This window comes from Aeromonas sp. INTO2, from assembly GCF_049860605.1.
In the GTDB taxonomy this organism is placed as follows: domain Bacteria; phylum Pseudomonadota; class Gammaproteobacteria; order Enterobacterales; family Aeromonadaceae; genus Aeromonas; species Aeromonas caviae.
Window position 1 is genome coordinate 2,661,494 of record NZ_CP187588.1, and the last position, 16,439, is coordinate 2,677,932.

The window sequence follows — 16,439 nt, forward strand, 5'->3', positions numbered from 1 at the left end:
CCTGGCCATGGAGACTAGAATGGTGCTCACTGGCATCCCACGGGATCACTGCATGTGGCAAAAAAATATCAATGACTTCGACCGGGTCGTCGCCATCGGCGGCGGGCACGGTATGGGCCGGGTGCTCTCTTCCCTGTCGTTCTTGGGATCCCGGCTGACGGGCATCGTCACCACCACGGATGATGGCGGCTCCACCGGACGCCTGCGCAAAAGCCAGGAGTGCATCGCCTGGGGGGATCTGCGCAACTGCCTCAACCAGCTGGTGACCACCCCCAGCATCGGTAGCCAGCTGTTCGAGCACCGCTTTACCGGCCGCGGCGAGCTGGCGGGCCACAACCTCGGCAACCTGATGCTGCTGGCCCTCGACAACCTCTGCGTGCGCCCCCTGGATGCCATCCGGCTCATCAGCGACATGCTGGAAATTGAACCCAATCTGCTGCCCATGTCCGAGCATCCCACCGATCTGTGCGCCCACACCGTCTGTGGCGATCAGATCCTGGGAGAGGTCTCCATCGATCAGCTCACCACGCCGCCACGGGCCCTGAGCCTGAAACCGGTCGTGCCCGCCACGCGCGAAGCAGTCGAGGCGCTGAGCCAGGCCGACATGATCATCCTGGGGCCGGGCAGCTTCCTCACCTCCATCATGCCTCCTCTGCTGCTGCGCGAAATTGCGGAGGCGATCCGCAGCAGCCGCGCCATCGTCGTGTTCATCAGCAATCTGGTGGACGAAGAGGGTCCGGCAGGCCAGTTGTCACTGTCCAGTCAACATCGTTGGCTGGAAGAGCGGATAGGCAGCGGCCGGATCGATGCCATTCTGGCTCCCGAGGGCCCCCAGGTACCCGAGCTGCAGCACTGCCTCGTTCGGGCCGAGCTGGGTGAAGCGGCCCTCCCCCACCGCCACGACCGCCTCAAGCTGCGGCTGGCACTCGACACCGTGATCCTGAGCAGGCTTGGCGAGCGCGACATGGCGGGCTGATGCCCTTCTGGATCAGTGAAACTGGGCCAGATGGGTGAAGACCTGGGGCAGGGAGTGCTCCAGCTCAGCCAGCAGTCTGCCGGCCTCTTGCTCATCTTCCCGGCGACAGGCGGACTCCAGATCCATCACCTGCTGATAGCTGGGTTTGGCGCCATAGCTGCCACAGGACGATTTCATGCTGTGGGCAAGACGCGCCAGGGCTGACCAGTCCCGCTGCTCAAAAAGCGGTCTTAATTGGGCCAACTGCTCGCCTACCTCTTCGACAAACACCGAGATGACGACCGGCATCATCTCGTGACCGATATCATCTGCCAGTTGTCGCAGCACTTTCTGATCCAGCCACTCCATCTTCTCTTCCCTATGATGGTATTCAAACAGACCACAATATAGCGGACCCACAGCCCCGCTGTCACCCGTCCTTCGGGCATGCCCGTATCGCTCCGGATGCTCTTGCGACACCAGAATGTGAGCAGCTTCAAGTTATCGGTATGTCAGTCAGAATGGAGAGAGATAAAGGTTGTCACAAAATTAACATTAAAGTAACAATGCAACCCATGAGAATGATGCGGCTCAGCAACACCTCTCTCATCCCTTTTTGCCTGTATGGCTGCTGCGAAGAACCAGGGTAGACATCTGCCCTGGTATTTTTTTATTTCTGGTTCAACAAGTTGGCTGCATTGCCATATTCCAGCTCACCCAGCCTGAACAGGCAGAACTCCCCGGGCACCATCTTCACCCAATTCTCGTTGCCGGTGAGCGGCCGGGTGGCGATCAGGGTCACCACATCGTTCGGCGTCGTTTCACTCTGAAAGTCGATGGCCACATCCTCATCCAGCAGACGGGCTTCGCCAAAGGGAGCCCTGCGCGTCAACCAGTAAAGGTTGTTGCTGCAATAGGTCATCACGAACTCTCCGTCCGACAGCAGCATGTTGAACACCCCGAGCCCGCGCAGCTCGTCGCACAGGGTCGCGAGGTAACGGAACATGGCGGGGAAATTTGCCGGCCGTTTGGGGTACTTGTGCTCCAGCCTGTCGAGCAGCCAGCAGAAGGCGTGCTCGCTGTCGGTGTCGCCTACCGGGCGGTGCCGCCCCGTGGGCAGCCTCTTGTAACCGGTCAACTGGCCATTGTGGGCAAAGGTCCAGTAACGGCCCCACAGTTCTCGGGTAAATGGGTGGGTGTTTTCCAGGGAGACACACCCCCGGTTCGCCTGCCGGATATGGCTGACCACGGCACGGCTCTTGATGGGCAGTGCCTGGACCAGCTTGGCGATGGGAGACTGGGCACTGGGTTCGGGATCCTTGAAGGTGCGAAAACCCCGCCCCTCATAGAAGGTGATCCCCCAGCCATCCTTGTGGGGACCGGTCTTGCCGCCCCGCAGCATCAGCCCGGTAAAGCTGAAGCAGATGTCGGTCGGCACATTGGCACTCATGCCGAGCAGTTCGCACATATACCATCCACTCCCTGAATGTCTTGACTCTGGTTTCGTCAATCAACCGTCACGGCTGGACGAGAGGGCCGGAATGGTCTCCCATCCCCCCCTCTCAATCCCGGATCGTTGATTACTTGGCCATCTCTTTTTCAACCAGCTGGATCAGGATGTGGATCACCTTGATGTGCACTTCCTGGATACGGTCGGCATAACCGAAGTGCGGCACACGGATCTCCACATCGGCCAGACCAGCCATCTTGCCGCCGTCCTTGCCGGTCAGGGCAATCACCTTCATCCCTTTGGCACGGGCCGCCTCGATGGCTTTGAGGATGTTGCCGGAGTTGCCGCTGGTGGAGATGCCGAGCAGCACGTCACCACGACGGCCGACGGCCTCCACATAGCGAGAGAAGACATAGTCATAGCCAAAGTCGTTGGAGACGCAGGAGAGGTGGCTGGGATCGGAGATGGCGATGCCGGCATAGCCTGGGCGGTTCTCGCGGTACCGACCGGTCAGCTCCTCGGCAAAGTGCATGGCATCGCAGTGGGAGCCGCCGTTGCCGCAGGAGAGTACCTTGCCTTCCTGCTTGAAGGAGTCGGCGAGCAGCCTGGCCGCCGCCTCGATGTTTTTCAGATTTTGCTCATCTGCCAGGAACGCCTGAAGCACGCTGGCAGCCTCGGTCAACTCGTTGCGGATCAGTTCTTGGTACATGGTTCTTGAAATCTCGTCGTCCAACATAGGGTGGCGGCATTGTCGCACAAGCCAGTCCAATCGTCGCCCCCCGCCCGCCAAGATGGGGCGGGCAGCACGTTATGCCGATCACAGAGCCAAGGTAACGGGCTTGTAAACAGCTTGATAAGTTTGTGCGTATGAATTACAACAGGGGCCACATCCAACAGGTCAGACCTCTGGATCAGTTAACGCCAATTTCCCAACCTCGGCAATTCATGCAAGGAGCAAACAATGACGACGACCCTCACTCTGCTCGGGGTGATCCTGGTGATCGGCGCCATGGCCTATCGCCGTGCGTCCCTGTTCACCGCCACGCTTGCCACGGCCGCCGCCCTGGTCGCCGGCACCTTCTATGGCCATGTGCCCCTGCTGGTGTGGGCGCTGTTCGCGGTGATAGCCCTGCCCCTCAATCTGGTGGAGTTTCGCCGCAACCAGCTGACCAAGCCGCTGTTCAAGATCTACAAGTCCATCATGCCGGAGATGTCCCGAACCGAGAAGGAAGCCATCGAAGCGGGGACGACCTGGTGGGAAGCGGATCTGTTTGCCGGCAACCCGGACTGGAAGAAGCTGCACGCCATTCCGGTCAGCACGCTGTCTGCCGAAGAGCAGGCCTTCATGGACGGTCCGGTTGAAGAAGTGTGCCGCATGGTCAACGACTGGGAAGTGACCCACGAGCGTGCCGATCTCTCTCCCGAGGTGTGGCAATACCTGAAGGACAACAAGTTCTTCGCCATGATCATCAAGAAGAAATATGGCGGGCTGGAGTTCTCCGCCTACGCCCAGTCCTGCGTGCTGCAAAAGCTGTGCGGCGCCAGCGCCGTGCTCGCCTCCACCGTCGGCGTGCCCAACTCCTTAGGGCCGGGTGAGCTGCTGCAACACTACGGTACTGACGAGCAGAAGGATTACTACCTGCCCCGTCTGGCTGTCGGCAAGGAGATCCCCTGTTTCGCCCTGACCAGTCCGGAAGCGGGTTCTGATGCGGGCTCGATTCCCGACTTCGGCATCGTCTGCAAAGGCGAGTGGGAAGGGGAAGAGGTGCTCGGCATGCGCCTGACCTGGAACAAGCGCTACATTACCCTGGCTCCCATCGCCACCGTACTCGGCCTCGCCTTCAAGCTGCGTGACCCTGACCACCTGCTGGGTGAGGAAGAAGAGCTCGGCATCACCTGCGCCCTCATTCCGACCCACATCAAGGGAGTCGATATCGGTCGTCGCCACTTCCCGCTCAACGTGCCGTTCCAGAACGGCCCGACCCACGGCCAAGACGTGTTTGTACCGCTCGACTTCATCATCGGCGGTCCGGCTATGGCCGGTCAGGGCTGGCGTATGCTGGTGGAGTGTCTCTCCGTCGGTCGCGGCATCACCCTGCCTTCCAACAGCACGGGCGGCGTCAAGATGCTGGCCCTGGCCACCGGTGCCTACAGCCGCATCCGTCGCCAGTTCAAGCTGCCGATTGGCAAGATGGAAGGGATTGAAGAGCCGCTGGCACGCCTGGGTGGCAACGCCTACATCATGGGCGCCGCCGCCAAACTGACGGTCACCGGCATCGATCTCGGTGAAAAACCCTCGGTCATCTCCGCCATCGTCAAGTACCACCTCACCGACCGCGCCCAGAAGTGCATCATCGATGCAATGGACATCCATGGCGGCAAGGCCATCTGCATGGGGCCGAACAACTATCTGGCCCGTGGTTATCAGGGTGCGCCCATCGCCGTGACCGTCGAAGGAGCCAATATCCTGACCCGCAGCATGATCATTTACGGTCAGGGAGCCATCCGTTGCCACCCCTACGTGTTGCCGGAGATGCTGGCCGCCAGCCACCCCGACAAAGAGCAGGCGCTGAAAGATTTCGACAAGGCGATGTTCAGCCACGTGGGCTTTGCCATCAGCAACCTGGTGCGCAGCTTCTGGCTGGGGCTGACCGGTGCCCGCTTCGCCGCCGCGCCCTACAAGGATCAGACCAAGGGCTACTATCAGCAGCTCTCTCGCCTCTCCGCCAACCTGGCCTTCCTGTCAGACATGGCGATGGGCACCCTGGGTGGCGAGCTCAAGCGCAAGGAGCGGGTCTCTGCCCGCCTTGGCGATGTGCTGAGCCAGCTCTATCTGGCCTCCAGCGCCCTCAAGCGCTATCAGGATGAAGGACGCCAGCAGGCCGACCTGCCGCTGCTGCACTGGGCACTGCAAGACGCCCTGTTCAAGGCTCAGGAAGCGATCGACGAGTTGCTGCGCAACTTCCCGAATCGCTGGATTGGTCTGGCCCTGCGCGCCATCGTGCTACCCCTTGGTCGCGACCTGAAGCGTCCCTCCGACAAGCTCGACAGCCAGGTAGCCCGCCTGCTCCAGGTGCCAAGTGCCACTCGCAGCCGTCTGGCCGAGGGCCAATATCTGACGCGCGAGGAGGGCAACCCCTTCGGGCTGCTGGAACAGGCGCTGGACGATGTGCTGACCGCAGAGCCGCTGTTTGACAAGGTGTGCAAAGCCGAAGGGAGCAAACGCCCCTTCACCCAGCTCGACAAGGTGGCAGAGGCGGGCCTGAGCCTCGGTGTCATCAACCAGGCCGAAGCGGACCTGCTGCGGCGCGCCGAGGAGAGTCGCCTTCGCACCATCAACGTCGATGACTTCGATCCCGTCGACCTGGTGGCCAACAAGGCACTGTTTGAAGCCTCCGCCTATCACAGGGCAGCTTGATGCCTCTGATGCCAGAACGCCTCCCTTGTGGAGGCGTTTTTCATGAAAGGGCTGGTGGATGGCATCCGATACGAAGAAAGAGAAACCGACTGGATCATATTTTGGATATCAATCCGTTTCCTATATTGAATGAAGCGGTTAAGGTAAGCACAGGATCACACACAGGATTGCATAATGGATGATCAAATCCTGATTATTGATGATGAAGATCTTCCCCAATCAGCACCGCGTCCCGCCGGCTGGAAGGTGATGATAGTGGACGATGAACCCGAAGTGCATCGCATCACCAAAATCACCCTGAACAAGTTTGAATTCGACGGCAAGCCGATCGATTTTCTGCACGCCTACTCTGCGGCTGAAGCCAAAGCCTTGCTCGCCCTCACCCCGGATGTCGCCCTGCTGCTGCTCGACGTCGTCATGGAGGTCGATCATGCCGGTCTCGAGGTGGTCAAGTTCGTGCGTGACGAGCTGCAAAACAAGATGGTACGCATCGTGCTGCGAACCGGTCAGCCCGGCCAGGCCCCGGAAGATGACGTGGTGACCAACTACGACATCAACGACTACAAGGACAAGACCGAACTTACCTCCCAGAAACTGCGCACCCTGTTGCGCGCCAGCCTGCGTTCTTATCGGGACATCCGAACCCTTGAGAGCAATCGACAGGGGCTGGAGAAGGTCATCGAGGCGTCCAAGGGGATCTTCGAGCAGCGTGCCCTGCGCCAGTTCGTCGAAGGAGCCCAGACCCAGCTCAGCGCCCTGCTCAATCTGGAAGAGTCCCAGATTTACGATGTGAAGCACCTGGCGTATGAGGTGCGGGATCAGGTGCTCGAGCCTCTGCTCAGCGATGGTCCCATGCTGCGCCTCGTCGATGCGCCGGAAATACTGCGCTGTGCCATGGCCAAGGGAGCCAATGTCTACGATGGCAACCAGATGGTGCTCTATTGCCAGAATGCCCGTCACCACCTGCTGTTCCACATCGAGACCACTCGCCCGCTCAGCCAGATGGATACCGGGCTGCTGAGCCTGTTCACCGAAAACATCATAGTGGCGCTGGAGAATATCCGGCTCAACGAGGTGATCGGTGACAACCAGCGAGAGATCATCTATCGCATCGGCGAGCTGGTGGAGAGCCGCTCGAAGGAGTCTGGCTTGCACGTCAAGCGGGTGGCCCTCTACACCGAATTGTTCTGCAAGCTGCTCGGCATGAATGAGGACAGGTGCGAGCTCATCAAGCGTGCCTCTCCCCTGCACGACATCGGCAAGGTGGGGATCCCGGACGCCATCTTGCACAAACCGGGCAAACTCACTCCCGAGGAGTGGGAGATCATGAAAACCCACGCCCAGCTTGGGCAGGACATGCTCTCCGGCAGTGACCTGGCCCTGTTCCAGATAGGCGCCACCATCGCGGGCAACCATCACGAGAAGTGGAATGGCAGCGGCTATCCCCGCGGATTGAAGGGAGAGGACATTCCGCTGGAAGGACGCATCGTCGCCCTGGCGGATGTGTTCGATGCCCTGGGCTCGGATCGTTGCTACAAGCAGGCCTGGCCGCTGGATCAGGTGCTGGCGCTGATCAAGGAGGAGAAAGGAGAGCACTTCGACCCCCTCCTGGTGGACCTGATGCTGGCCAATCTGGAGAAGTTCCTCGATATTCGCGAGCAGTACAAAGACATCTATATCGGCGCTCACTGATATCGGGTTCACCCCATCCACTTGCGACCATGAAGAAGCCGCCCATTTGGCGGCTTCTTTGCAATGTGCGCGGAATTATTGCTCCGGCAGATTGAGATCCAGTTTGGGGGTTGCTGGCGTCTCTTCAAGTTGCGCCTTCTGCGCCGCCATCGCCTTGTGTAGGGTGCGGCGCTTTTGCAGCAGAATGAAACCACCGGCCCCCAGCAAGAGCAGCAACACGCCACCTCCCCCCAGCGCCCAGGGCAGCCAGACCAGACTCTCCCGCTCTCCTCGAACCGGTCGGGGGTGGCGGCGGATGCGGGCATGGCCGCAGAGGGGGCGGGAGGGGGGAGGCGGTGCTATGGTGAACGACTTGGCCGGCAATTGCAGTTGCACCTCGCGACCGAGCCGGGTTGTTCCAAAGAGGGTGGCCTCCACCTTGTACTGCCCTGCCGCCTTGAGGGCGGAGAGATCCACGCCAAAACGCGGCGCTGTCGCCACCTCGTTGAACGTCATGCTACTGCTGCCGCCGTCGATGGCCTTGCCCTGGATGACCACGGAGGCGGGATCCAGTTCATCCACATCGATGACGAGAGATAGCTTGGCTCCCCCCTCCCCGGAGGGGGGATTCAGGGAATAGCTGACCGGCCAGGGGTAGAGCAGCACCTGCTGTGACTGGGCTCGTGAGAAGACCTCATTGCCGGTGCTGAAGAGGGCTCGATATTTTCCCGCAGGGACGTCCAGTACTGCCTCGGCGGTCAAGATACCGTCCCCCGGCACTTCGTCCACCCCCTTGCCATCATCCATGTAGCGTCCCAGGGTCTCCTCGAACACGGGATCCCCGCTCTGGCTGGCATCATTGAACTGCTGCAGCTTGACGGTCATGCCCAGATCGGTGAGGTAGTAACCCGCCCCAGGCGCCGCGCCATCGATCAGCAGACGGGATTGCAGTTTGACACGCTCACCCTGATAGAGGCGGGCCGGCAGCGGCTCGCTCTCGACCTGGATGTTGGTGAGCAGGCGCACCCGATTGTCGGGGTCCACCTCCCCGATCGCCTGCCAAGGGCCGGGCATGGGGTCGCGGATGGTGATGAGATCCTGATCCTTGAGGGGCAACCAGCCCACGTCGGGCGGCTTGACCTTGCCCACATAGAGCTTGCTGCCATCGGGTCGCACCAGGATCACCGAGGGCGTCCCCGGCTTGCGCTTGATGATGAAGGTGATCTCCTTCACGCCGTAATCGATGCGAAAGCGGTTGTCGAGCAGAGGAATGTCGGAAGGCGCAAACACCTCGTTGGCCGCGGCCGGGAGGGAGGCCAGCAGCAGCAGCCCCCAAAGCGATCTCATTGCCGCCACAGGCAGGCACCTCCTTTTTTCTGTACCAGATCCAGCCTCGCTTCATGGACAGCCGCCACCTCGTCGCTCGCGCGCACCACCCTGAGCGGCGGGCGATTACTCTCCAGACGACGAATGCCGGTATCCTGGCTGGTCTCGCTCTCGCTGGTTTCGCTCGCGAGATTGAGTTTGGTCTGGCCACCCGTCATCAGGAGGTAGACGTCCGCCAGGATCTCCGCATCGAGCAAGGCGCCGTGCAGGGTACGGTGAGAGTTGTCGATGCCGTAGCGATCGCACAACACGTCCAGGTTGTTGCGCTTGCCCGGGAAGAGATCCCGCGCCATCGCCAGGGTATCCGTGATGCCGCAGATATCCGCCGTCTTGAAGTTCAGACCGAGCTTGCTGAACTCATAGTCCATGAAGCTCACGTCAAAGGGGGCGTTGTGGGCGATGAGCTCGGCGCCGCGAATGAACTCGATGAAATCGTCCGCTATCTGGCTAAAAGAGGGCTTGTCCGCCAGGAAGGCATCCGTGATGCCGTGCACGGCGATGGCCTCGGGGTCCACCAGCCGATCCGGCTTGATGTAGACGTGGAAATGGTTGCCGGTGAGTTTGCGGTTGATCACCTCCACACAGCCGATCTCGATGATGCGGTGCCCAAGATAAACGGGGCCGCCCGCGGTGTTCATGCCGGTGGTTTCGGTATCCAGAATGATCTGGCGATTCAGTTGGGGTGTGCTCATGATCAAATCCATGTCAAACTTCGGTTTTACTCGCTAGTTTACCCCAAGCCTCTCGCTAAAACAGATTGATTGCTCATGTTGAAACAGATTGATTTATTCACGGATGGCTCCTGCTTAGGCAACCCGGGCCCCGGCGGCTATGGTGCCGTCATGGTCTATGGCAAGCATCGCAAGGAGATCTCCGCCGGTTTTCGATTGACCACCAATAACCGGATGGAGCTGATGGCTGCCATCATGGGGCTGCGGACCCTGAACGAACCCTGCCAGGTGCGGCTCACCACCGACAGCCAGTATGTGCGCCAGGGGATCACCCAATGGATCATCGGCTGGAAGAAGAAGGGCTGGATGACCGCCAACCGCCAGCCGGTCAAGAACGTCGATCTCTGGCAGGCCCTGGATGCGGAAGTGGCCCGTCACCAGATCGAATGGCTCTGGGTGAAAGGACACTCGGGCCACCCGGAAAACGAACGCTGTGACGAGCTGGCCCGTGAGGCCGCCAGCGGCAAGCAGCTTGCCGAAGACAGCGGCTACCAGCCCTGATGCCTGCTAGCCGCCCTGGCGCGCCATGCCTGGCGCGGCCATCGACTCCGGCAGCCGCCAGCGGCGACGCACCGGTGTCACGGGGAAACGCCGCTTGCGGGCGGCAATCACGTAAACAGACGCCAGGGAGCGGCAATAGTCCCGCCCCAGACTCTCCCGCCACCAGCCGATCTTGCTCTGCCTGCCCATGAAGGAGAAACCGAACCGCTCGTCGAACATCACCTCGCAGCCGAGCAATTGCAGCCAGTCGGTCACCCGTGCGGGCGTGAACATGCGGGCAGACCAGGGCAGATGCCGCCGCATGAAGGGCAGATAGTGACCCAGCCCCACCAGGCTGAGCGGGTTGTAACCGCTGACAATGAGCCAGCCATCGTCGGTCAGCACCCGTTCTGCCTCCCGCAGCACCTGATGAGGATCCGGCGAGAAATCGAGGCAGTGAGCCAGCAGGCAGGCATCCACGCTCCCCGATCGCACCGGCAAGGCGAGCGGATCCCCCTGGATGTCCAGCAGCCGTCCGCCGGGGGCGACACCGATTTGATGGCGAATGGTGGAACAACCGCAGGAGAGTTCGGCGCTCAGGGCTCCTATCTTGAGCAAGTGATAGCCAAAGAGGTGGGGGCACCAGTTGTCGAGGCGCTCCTGAAGCTCGGCGGCCACCCAGTCCCCCATGGGCAGTGCGGACCAACTGGTCGGAAGCGCGATCTGTTGTTCGGTACGTGCCAGTTGCATAATGGGACCAACTCGGGGGCGAATGCCATCCAGTTATATAAGATCCCTTCCTTAAAGAGAACACAAGAGACCTCGACCCATGTATACCGTCATCACAGTTCCCGCCTTCAGCGACAACTACATCTGGTTGATCCGTCATGAAAATCACTGCCTGGTCGTCGATCCGGGCGAGGCCGCTCCCGTGCTGGAGCGGCTGGCTGGGCTGGATCTGGTGCTGGATGCCATCCTCCTGACCCATCACCATCGCGATCACGTCGGGGGCGTATCCGAGCTGCTGCAACACTTCCCCCACGCTCTCCTCTATGGTCCCAAGCATGACCCCATGCCGGACCATCACGGCCAGTGGCTCGACGACGGGGATCAGATCAACTGGCATGGCCTGAGTCTGGATGTCCTCCATGTGCCCGGTCATACCCTGGGGCACATCGCCTATTACGGCCAGGGCATGCTGTTTTGTGGCGATACCCTCTTCAGCGCCGGTTGCGGCCGTCTGTTCGAAGGGACCCCGGCACAGATGCACACTTCCCTGCAACGGCTCGCGGCACTGCCCGATGAGACCCTCCTTTATTGTGCCCATGAATACACGCTCTCCAACCTGCGTTTCGCCCATGCGGTCGAGCCCGACAACCTGGCGATCCAGCGGCAGATCGGCGTGATCAGCAAACTGCGTCAGCAGGGCCTCCCGAGTCTCCCCTCCCGGCTGGGAGATGAGCGGAATTTCAATGTTTTTCTGCGCTGCGAGCAGGACTCGGTAAAATTTTCTGCTGAGAAATACGCCCTTAAATGCTTGGAAAATCCAGAGGATACCTTCGCTGTGCTGCGGGCCTGGAAGGACGTTTTTTGAACAAACCTTGATCAGGGGGGCATTGCCCCTTATGATGCGAGCTGTTTTTCCACAGATGACCTGAGCGAGATGAAGCTACGAACGGCCTTATTGGCAGCGCTGTTTCTCAGCGGCTGTCAAAACCTGAGCCATCAGGATGACCGGGCGGTAACGGCAATCGAGCCGATCAAATCCCCCCAAGTCAGCAAGAAAACGTACAAAAAACACTCTTCGCGGATGCTGTTCGGCGACGAACAGATAGAAGAGCTGGATGACACTGATAACCTGTGGGTGCGTATCAGCGATGATATGCAGCTGGACTCGCACGATAATGCCCGGGTTCGCCAACAGCGTGATTGGTTGTTGCGCAATGATAAGCATATGGCGACCATTGCCAGCCGGGCTGAGCCCTACCTGTATCTGATGGTAGAGGAAATCGAACGGCGTGAGCTGCCAATGGAGCTTATTACCATCCCCATGATCGAGAGCATGTTCGATCCCAATGCCCGCTCCCGCAGCAATGCGGTCGGTCTTTGGCAGTTCGTTCCTGCAACCGGCAAGAATTTCGGCCTGCGCCACGACAACTGGTACGACGGTCGACGCGATGTCCTTGCATCCACCAATGCCGCACTGGATTACCTGGAGTACCTGAACCGGTTCTTCGACGGTGACTGGCTGCAGACCCTGGCCGCTTACAATGCCGGTGAAGGTCGGGTGCGCAACGCCATCACCCGCAACGAGCGGGCTGGTCGTCCGACCGACTACTGGTCGCTGGACCTGCCCCGCGAAACCCGGATGTATGTGCCCAAGATCCTGGCCATGGCCGACATGATCCGCAATGCGGACAAATACAATGTCACCCTGCCGGTGCTGGCCAACAAGCCGCAATTGCGAACCATCAATACCGGTGGCCAGATTGACTTGAACGTGGCCGCCCAGCTGGCTGGCGTTTCCGCCTCCCAGCTCAAGGCGCTCAATCCTGCGCTCAAGCGTGGCATGACCTCGCCGCAGGGCCCTTACAACCTGCTGGTCCCCGTCGAGTACGCCGACACCCTGGAGCTGGCTCTGGCCGATCTGCCCCAGCGTGAACGTACCCGTGGTGTGCGCTCCTATCAGGTCACCAGTGGTGATACGCTGTCACGGATCGCCCAGAATCACGGGGTGACCGTGCAACAGCTCAAGCTGGCCAACAACATGCGCGGCAACAACCTGCGCCGTGGCCAGAGCCTGATCATCCCCAATAGCGGGCGCGCAACCCAGGTTGCCCAGAGCAAACCGCAGCAGCTCGCCAGCCGCAGTGGTGGCAAGGTGAACTATCAGGTGCGCTCCGGTGACAACCTGTGGAGCATCAGCCAGGCACACGGGGTCACCCACGCCGACCTGGCCAAGTGGAACGGCCTGAACGCCAAATCAGCCCTCAAGCCTGGCATGAAGCTGGTGGTCTGGCCCAAGCAGGGCAAGAGCAGCAACAAGTCCATGGTCTATCAGGTGCGCCGCGGAGATTCCCTCTCCTCCATCGCAGCCCGCTTCCAGGTCGCCGTCAACGATGTGATGCGCTGGAACCAGCTCGGCAAGAGTGACTATCTCAAGCCGGGTCAGGAGTTGACCCTGTTCGTGAAGAACAACAGCTGATCGCTCGTCGCAATCCAAAAAATACCCCGCTTGATGCGCAATGCTGATCAGTTAAGGATCCATTGACCGATCCTTCTGCTGTAGGACAATCCGGAACCAATCACTGGTTCCGGATTTTTTATGTCTATTGCAAACGATCTGAACGATGTTGTTGAGGCATCTGGCGACATGCTGGCTCGGCTGGCCATTTTTGCCGACCATATTCCCGACGAATGGATTACTGCCGCTGCCGCCTTGTCTGAAAAGGCCACTATCCGCCGACGCCGCTTACCTTCTGATATGGTCTTGTGGCTCGTCGTGGGGATGGCCTTTTTCCGCAATGAGCCCATCTCCGAGGTCGCTCGGCGCCTCAACATCTGTGCAGAAGGGTTGGCCAATGATGCCTTGCTCGCGGACAGTGCCCTGTCTCAGGCCCGTCAGCGACTCGGCAAACAGCCGCTCGAGTGGCTGTTCAAACAGTGCGCCGATGTGTGGGGGCGGGAACGTTATCCTGAAGACCATTGGCACGGTTTACAGGTCTTTGCCATCGATGGGGCCCTGTTCCGAACCCAGGATATGCCTGAACTCAGAGCACATTTCGGCTCGGGTAACACCTCAACCAACCGGCAGACACCCTACCCGATGCTGCGGTTGGTCACGCTCATGAATGTCCGCTCGCATGTCATTGCCAACGCGGCCATCAGCCCGTACCGCAAAGGGGAAATCCCCCTGGCCAGCGAGTTCATTCACTCATTGCCGGACAAGTCAGTGACCCTGCTGGATAAAGGCTTCTTCGGTGCCGACCTGTTGCTGCGTATTCAGGCCGAAGACACCGACCGTCACTGGCTCATCCCGGAACGCAAGGGGCTGGTATACACGGAACTTGAGCGCTATGGCGACGGTGACCGTCTGTTGCAAATGACGGTCTCGCCTCAGGCTCGCAAGAAAAACCCGGCGTTGCCGACACACTGGCAAGTTCGCGCAGTGACCTATGAGGTGGCAGGCAAGGAGAAAACGGTCTTTACCTCCCTGCCCGTGGCGCGATTCAGTGCAGCTCAGGTGGCGACCCTGTACCACGAGCGCTGGGAAATCGAGCTGGGATACCGGGATATCAAAAGCGCGATGCAGCACAACGCCATCACGCTGAGAAGCAAGAAAGTGAACTTGGTCTATCAGGAGCTGTGGGGATTGCTGCTTGGATACAATCTGGTCAGGCGGGAGGCCAGCCAGGCCGCCGTAGCCCATCAGCGAGCGCCCAATGAGGTGAGCTTTAAGTTTGCCTGTCAGTTCATCGCGAACCAGATGGCAGTGATGGCGGGCGCGTTATCGCCAGCCCATACGCCACGGAGGTTGGCGGAGTTGCGGGGCTGCATAGGCGTCATGTTCATAGAAAAACGCCCCAGGCCATCGAGACCCAGGGCGGTGAAGATATCAAAGACCCGTTTTCCGGTAAATCGCAATGCGGCTCCGCTTAAGTGAACAGCATTGCGCTTGATGCGGGGTATTTTTTTGTCTGCATGAACCAGCGGCGACGCCGCTCTCCCCTGAGGGATGACTCAGGGAGTGATGGCCTGGGCCGCAAAGCGCGCCAGAATGGGGTTGTGGTCAGAGGCATCGGTAGCCGGTGAACTCACCTCCACCAGATCCAGATTGCGATAGTAGAGGTGATCCAGCGGGCGGCCAAAAGCGGTGCGACGCAGATCAGGCACAGGTATGGCCTCCTGCAGGCCAAGCTCGCCCACCAGCTTGTTCAACCAGAACGCTCGCTTGTCGCTCCAGGTGTTGAAATCGCCGCCCAGGATGACCGGCCCCTGGTGGCGATGGATCAACGCAGTCAGATCGTTGAGCTGCTCGCGGAAGGTCGCCATGCCCAGTTCGAAATTGACCGCATGGAGATTCACCACCAGCACGCCGTCAGGATCCCCCTGCAAGGGATAGAGACTGACCAGACCTGACTTGGGGATACGCAGCAGGGGTTCGGGGGAACGGACGCCACAGACAAACGCCTGCGGCGTTTTCGCCACCGTCATCACGCCAAAGGAGACACCTCCCTGGGTGAAGGCCTGCAACTGCTGCCACTGGAAATCCCCTCTCTTCAGCCAGTCCAGCATCTCGGGCCGGGTCGCCGACTCTTGCAGCAGCACCAGATCCTGGGACTTGGCATACTCATCCAGCCCTTCCCGCCAGTTCTTGCGTTGTCCCTTGTAGAGGTTCCAGACGGTGATGCCAAACTCCCTCGGCAAGGCCGTGGAGGCGAGCGCCACCAGAGGTGGTCTGTCACAGCTTGCGCCAGGTATGATACCTGCCGCAGTCACCAGATGATCTTGATCCGGTACCTCGAAGCAACCGACCAGCCCCAACGTCAGCAGGGACGTTCCCAGAATCCGATAACTATTTTTCATTGGCTAACAATCACCTGCCTCTGCAAGACGACATGGCCCTCACACAGGCCACGGTCGCCGACTAGTCTCATTATTCGTGTCCGGCCCGACTCATCCAGAAGGAATTCAACGATGGCGAGACAGCACCAGTACCGCGTGACATTTTACGATCAACAGGGAACCTGTCATCAAGTGGAGCTTTCCACCGTCTATCAAATCAGGCGGGATCCCCAATGTGATCTCTGTCTGTTCGACACCCGGCAGTGCGTGGGGTCGGAAGAGATGCTGGAGCGCATGATACGGCAAAAAACCGGGCTTGAGCAGGAAATATCCATCATCAATGCCCGGCTCATCTGAGCAGACTCAGACCGGCACGGGGCGGGATTTGCCCTGATCGTCGATGGCCACATAGGTGAAGACGCCCTCGGTCACGCAGTACCGCTGGGCTTCGTTCTCCCGCAATACCGGCTTGACCCAGACCTCCAGTTTGAGTCGCATGGAGCTGCGACCAATCTTGAGGCAGCGACCGTAACAGCACACCACGTCACCCACCTTGACCGGGCTGTGGAAGGTCATCCCCTCCACCGAGACGGTACAGATGCGCCCTTTTGCCAGCTCCTTGGCCATGATGCCCCCACCTATATCCATCTGGGACATGATCCACCCGCCGAAGATATCGCCATTGGGGTTGGTATCGGCTGGCATTGCCAGGGTTCTCAGCAACAGCTCCCCATCGGGGTGGCGCTTGGTCTCTTCCATCATTACCGCTCTCTTTATCATGGA

The 16,439-nt window shown here is 60.0% G+C and carries 17 protein-coding genes; 8 read left to right on the forward strand and 9 right to left on the reverse strand.

Annotation, left to right across the window (positions count from 1 at the left end; translation table 11 throughout):
- Positions 1-52: 52 nt before the first annotated feature.
- Positions 53-976 carry a gluconeogenesis factor YvcK family protein gene (locus tag ACPW74_RS12490; RefSeq protein WP_029314269.1) on the forward strand — a complete coding sequence of 308 codons (924 nt, stop codon included), beginning with the start codon at positions 53-55 and terminating at the stop codon, positions 974-976.
- A gap of 12 nt (positions 977-988) precedes the next feature.
- On the opposite strand, the gene ACPW74_RS12495 is transcribed toward ACPW74_RS12490, so the two are convergent.
- The 3 genes from ACPW74_RS12495 to lpcA all read right to left on the reverse strand — a co-directional run bounded on the left by ACPW74_RS12495 (position 989) and on the right by lpcA (position 3,114).
- Positions 989-1,324 (reverse strand): Hpt domain-containing protein, encoded by a 336-nt coding sequence (locus ACPW74_RS12495; protein ID WP_010674144.1) that lies wholly within the window; start codon positions 1,322-1,324, stop codon positions 989-991.
- A 301-nt stretch (positions 1,325-1,625) separates the two neighbouring features.
- A complete protein-coding gene (locus ACPW74_RS12500; RefSeq protein WP_010674143.1) occupies positions 1,626-2,423 on the reverse strand; it encodes a class II glutamine amidotransferase in 798 nt (265 codons plus the stop codon).
- A gap of 112 nt (positions 2,424-2,535) precedes the next feature.
- A complete protein-coding gene (gene lpcA, locus ACPW74_RS12505; protein WP_010674142.1) occupies positions 2,536-3,114 on the reverse strand; it encodes a D-sedoheptulose 7-phosphate isomerase in 579 nt (192 codons plus the stop codon).
- Between the two features lie 252 nt (positions 3,115-3,366).
- Here lpcA and fadE point away from each other — a divergent pair, with 252 nt between their 5' ends.
- Entirely contained in the window at positions 3,367-5,823 is a 2,457-nt protein-coding gene (gene fadE / locus ACPW74_RS12510; protein WP_201896637.1) for an acyl-CoA dehydrogenase FadE, read from the forward strand.
- Between the two features lie 174 nt (positions 5,824-5,997).
- Positions 5,998-7,515, forward strand: coding sequence for an HD domain-containing phosphohydrolase (locus ACPW74_RS12515; RefSeq protein WP_039038835.1), 1,518 nt, complete (start codon positions 5,998-6,000; stop codon positions 7,513-7,515).
- 75 nt (positions 7,516-7,590) lie between these two features.
- Here ACPW74_RS12515 and ACPW74_RS12520 read toward each other — a convergent pair whose 3' ends face one another.
- Together ACPW74_RS12520 and dnaQ are read right to left on the reverse strand one after the other, a co-directional pair.
- Entirely contained in the window at positions 7,591-8,841 is a 1,251-nt protein-coding gene (locus ACPW74_RS12520) for a TIGR03503 family protein (RefSeq protein ID WP_425858149.1), read from the reverse strand.
- Positions 8,838-9,572: a DNA polymerase III subunit epsilon gene (dnaQ, locus tag ACPW74_RS12525; RefSeq protein WP_041212726.1), complete on the reverse strand. Its 735-nt coding sequence runs from the start codon at positions 9,570-9,572 to the stop codon at positions 8,838-8,840. The genes ACPW74_RS12520 and dnaQ overlap by 4 nt, the downstream gene beginning before the upstream one ends.
- 75 nt (positions 9,573-9,647) lie before the next feature.
- On the opposite strand from dnaQ, the gene rnhA reads away from it, so the two are divergent.
- Positions 9,648-10,112 (forward strand): ribonuclease HI, encoded by a 465-nt coding sequence (rnhA, locus tag ACPW74_RS12530; protein WP_010674138.1) that lies wholly within the window; start codon positions 9,648-9,650, stop codon positions 10,110-10,112.
- A 6-nt stretch (positions 10,113-10,118) separates the two neighbouring features.
- Here rnhA and ACPW74_RS12535 read toward each other — a convergent pair whose 3' ends face one another.
- Positions 10,119-10,841, reverse strand: coding sequence for a class I SAM-dependent methyltransferase (locus ACPW74_RS12535; RefSeq protein WP_010674137.1), 723 nt, complete (start codon positions 10,839-10,841; stop codon positions 10,119-10,121).
- Between the two features lie 79 nt (positions 10,842-10,920).
- Here ACPW74_RS12535 and gloB point away from each other — a divergent pair, with 79 nt between their 5' ends.
- Complete coding sequence (gloB, locus tag ACPW74_RS12540; protein ID WP_425858151.1) at positions 10,921-11,685, forward strand: hydroxyacylglutathione hydrolase; 765 nt, start codon at positions 10,921-10,923, stop codon at positions 11,683-11,685.
- An 87-nt stretch (positions 11,686-11,772) separates the two neighbouring features.
- Here gloB and ACPW74_RS12545 read toward each other — a convergent pair whose 3' ends face one another.
- Positions 11,773-12,045: a hypothetical protein gene (locus ACPW74_RS12545; RefSeq protein WP_010674135.1), complete on the reverse strand. Its 273-nt coding sequence runs from the start codon at positions 12,043-12,045 to the stop codon at positions 11,773-11,775.
- On the opposite strand from ACPW74_RS12545, the gene ACPW74_RS12550 reads away from it, so the two are divergent.
- Complete coding sequence (locus ACPW74_RS12550; protein WP_223925372.1) at positions 12,046-13,296, forward strand: LysM peptidoglycan-binding domain-containing protein; 1,251 nt, start codon at positions 12,046-12,048, stop codon at positions 13,294-13,296.
- A 120-nt stretch (positions 13,297-13,416) separates the two neighbouring features.
- A complete protein-coding gene (locus ACPW74_RS12555) occupies positions 13,417-14,754 on the forward strand; it encodes an IS4-like element ISAeme15 family transposase (RefSeq protein WP_049636880.1) in 1,338 nt (445 codons plus the stop codon).
- A 77-nt stretch (positions 14,755-14,831) separates the two neighbouring features.
- Here ACPW74_RS12555 and ACPW74_RS12560 read toward each other — a convergent pair whose 3' ends face one another.
- Complete coding sequence (locus tag ACPW74_RS12560; RefSeq protein ID WP_029314263.1) at positions 14,832-15,677, reverse strand: endonuclease/exonuclease/phosphatase family protein; 846 nt, start codon at positions 15,675-15,677, stop codon at positions 14,832-14,834.
- 111 nt (positions 15,678-15,788) lie between these two features.
- Between ACPW74_RS12560 and ACPW74_RS12565 the strand changes: the two genes are divergently transcribed.
- On the forward strand, positions 15,789-16,013 hold the full coding sequence (locus tag ACPW74_RS12565; protein ID WP_010674132.1) for a hypothetical protein: 225 nt from the start codon (positions 15,789-15,791) through the stop codon (positions 16,011-16,013).
- Positions 16,014-16,019: 6 nt separating this feature from the next.
- Here the strand turns inward: ACPW74_RS12565 and yciA are convergent, their stop codons facing one another.
- Complete coding sequence (yciA, locus tag ACPW74_RS12570; RefSeq protein ID WP_029314261.1) at positions 16,020-16,418, reverse strand: acyl-CoA thioester hydrolase YciA; 399 nt, start codon at positions 16,416-16,418, stop codon at positions 16,020-16,022.
- Between the last annotated feature and the right edge of the window lie 21 nt (positions 16,419-16,439).

Excerpts from the sequence above, each read along its gene's own strand:
- ACPW74_RS12490 (WP_029314269.1), top strand. The coding sequence starts at position 53 with ATGTGGCAAAAAAATATCAATGACTTCGACCGGGTCGTCGCCATCGGC.
- ACPW74_RS12495 (WP_010674144.1), bottom strand. The coding sequence starts at position 1,324 with ATGGAGTGGCTGGATCAGAAAGTGCTGCGACAACTGGCAGATGATATC.
- ACPW74_RS12500 (WP_010674143.1), bottom strand. The coding sequence starts at position 2,423 with ATGTGCGAACTGCTCGGCATGAGTGCCAATGTGCCGACCGACATCTGC.
- lpcA (WP_010674142.1), bottom strand. The coding sequence starts at position 3,114 with ATGTACCAAGAACTGATCCGCAACGAGTTGACCGAGGCTGCCAGCGTG.
- fadE (WP_201896637.1), top strand. The coding sequence starts at position 3,367 with ATGACGACGACCCTCACTCTGCTCGGGGTGATCCTGGTGATCGGCGCC.
- ACPW74_RS12515 (WP_039038835.1), top strand. The coding sequence starts at position 5,998 with ATGGATGATCAAATCCTGATTATTGATGATGAAGATCTTCCCCAATCA.
- ACPW74_RS12520 (WP_425858149.1), bottom strand. The coding sequence starts at position 8,841 with ATGAGATCGCTTTGGGGGCTGCTGCTGCTGGCCTCCCTCCCGGCCGCG.
- dnaQ (WP_041212726.1), bottom strand. The coding sequence starts at position 9,572 with ATGAGCACACCCCAACTGAATCGCCAGATCATTCTGGATACCGAAACC.
- rnhA (WP_010674138.1), top strand. The coding sequence starts at position 9,648 with ATGTTGAAACAGATTGATTTATTCACGGATGGCTCCTGCTTAGGCAAC.
- ACPW74_RS12535 (WP_010674137.1), bottom strand. The coding sequence starts at position 10,841 with ATGCAACTGGCACGTACCGAACAACAGATCGCGCTTCCGACCAGTTGG.
- gloB (WP_425858151.1), top strand. The coding sequence starts at position 10,921 with ATGTATACCGTCATCACAGTTCCCGCCTTCAGCGACAACTACATCTGG.
- ACPW74_RS12545 (WP_010674135.1), bottom strand. The coding sequence starts at position 12,045 with ATGCTTATCATTGCGCAACAACCAATCACGCTGTTGGCGAACCCGGGC.
- ACPW74_RS12550 (WP_223925372.1), top strand. The coding sequence starts at position 12,046 with ATGGCGACCATTGCCAGCCGGGCTGAGCCCTACCTGTATCTGATGGTA.
- ACPW74_RS12555 (WP_049636880.1), top strand. The coding sequence starts at position 13,417 with ATGTCTATTGCAAACGATCTGAACGATGTTGTTGAGGCATCTGGCGAC.
- ACPW74_RS12560 (WP_029314263.1), bottom strand. The coding sequence starts at position 15,677 with ATGAAAAATAGTTATCGGATTCTGGGAACGTCCCTGCTGACGTTGGGG.
- ACPW74_RS12565 (WP_010674132.1), top strand. The coding sequence starts at position 15,789 with ATGGCGAGACAGCACCAGTACCGCGTGACATTTTACGATCAACAGGGA.
- yciA (WP_029314261.1), bottom strand. The coding sequence starts at position 16,418 with ATGATGGAAGAGACCAAGCGCCACCCCGATGGGGAGCTGTTGCTGAGA.